The 1,506-nt window shown below is 56.9% G+C and carries 1 rRNA gene; it reads right to left on the reverse strand.

The annotated features are described in order from the left end of the window. A 23S ribosomal RNA gene (locus tag ACLF6P_RS29815) occupies positions 1 to 1,506 on the reverse strand; the annotation flags it as partial.

Genomic DNA, 1,506 nt, shown 5'->3' on the forward strand with positions numbered 1-1,506 from the left:
ACTAACCGGTCCCCTTAACGTTCCAGCACCGGGCAGGCGTCAGTCCGTATACATCGCCTTACGGCTTCGCACGGACCTGTGTTTTTAGTAAACAGTCGCTTCTCGCTGGTCTCTGCGGCCACCCCCAGCTCACGGAGTAAATCCGGTCACCAGGAATGGCCCCCCTTCTCCCGAAGTTACGGGGGCATTTTGCCGAGTTCCTTAACCATAGTTCACCCGAACGCCTCGGTATTCTCTACCTGACCACCTGAGTCGGTTTAGGGTACGGGCCGCCATGAAACTCGCTAGAGGCTTTTCTCGACAGCATAGGATCATCCACTTCACCACAATCGGCTCGGCATCAGGTCTCAGCCTCAATGTGTGACGGATTTGCCTATCACACGGCCTACACCCTTACCCCGGGACAACCACCGCCCGGGCTGGACTACCTTCCTGCGTCACCCCATCGCTTACCTACTACAGATCTGGGTCACCGGCTCCACCACTTTCCATTCCCCGAAGGGTCCGGAACGGCTTCACGGGCTTAGCATCGTCTGATTCGATATTGGGCGTTTCAAAGCGGGTACCGGAATATCAACCGGTTGTCCATCGACTACGCCTGTCGGCCTCGCCTTAGGTCCCGACTTACCCTGGGCAGATCAGCTTGACCCAGGAACCCTTAGTCAATCGGCGCACACGTTTCTCACGTGTGTATCGCTACTCATGCCTGCATTCTCACTCGTGAACCGTCCACAACTACCTTCCGGTGCTGCTTCACCCGGCACACGACGCTCCCCTACCCATCACGATCCCCGTTAGGGGTATATATCGCAATGACACGACTTCGGCGGTACGCTTGAGCCCCGCTACATTGTCGGCGCGGAATCACTAGACCAGTGAGCTATTACGCACTCTTTCAAGGGTGGCTGCTTCTAAGCCAACCTCCTGGTTGTCTCTGCGACTCCACATCCTTTCCCACTTAGCGTACGCTTAGGGGCCTTAGTCGATGCTCTGGGCTGTTTCCCTCTCGACCATGGAGCTTATCCCCCACAGTCTCACTGCCGCGCTCTCACTTACCGGCATTCGGAGTTTGGCTAAGGTCAGTAACCCGGTAGGGCCCATCGCCTATCCAGTGCTCTACCTCCGGCAAGAAACACACGACGCTGCACCTAAATGCATTTCGGGGAGAACCAGCTATCACGGAGTTTGATTGGCCTTTCACCCCTAACCACAGGTCATCCCCCAGGTTTTCAACCCTGGTGGGTTCGGCCCTCCACACGGTCTTACCCGCGCTTCAGCCTGCCCATGGCTAGATCACTCCGCTTCGGGTCTAGAGCGTGCAACTCAAACGCCCTGTTCGGACTCGCTTTCGCTACGGCTTCCCCACACGGGTTAACCTCGCTACACACCGCTAACTCGCAGGCTCATTCTTCAAAAGGCACGCAGTCACGAGATACGTGCAAGCACGTATCCGACGCTCCCACGGCTTGTAGGCACACGGTTTCAGGTACTATTTCACTCCGCTCC

Source organism: Streptomyces lothianensis (assembly GCF_047779955.1).
In the GTDB taxonomy this organism is placed as follows: Bacteria; Actinomycetota; Actinomycetes; order Streptomycetales; family Streptomycetaceae; genus Streptomyces.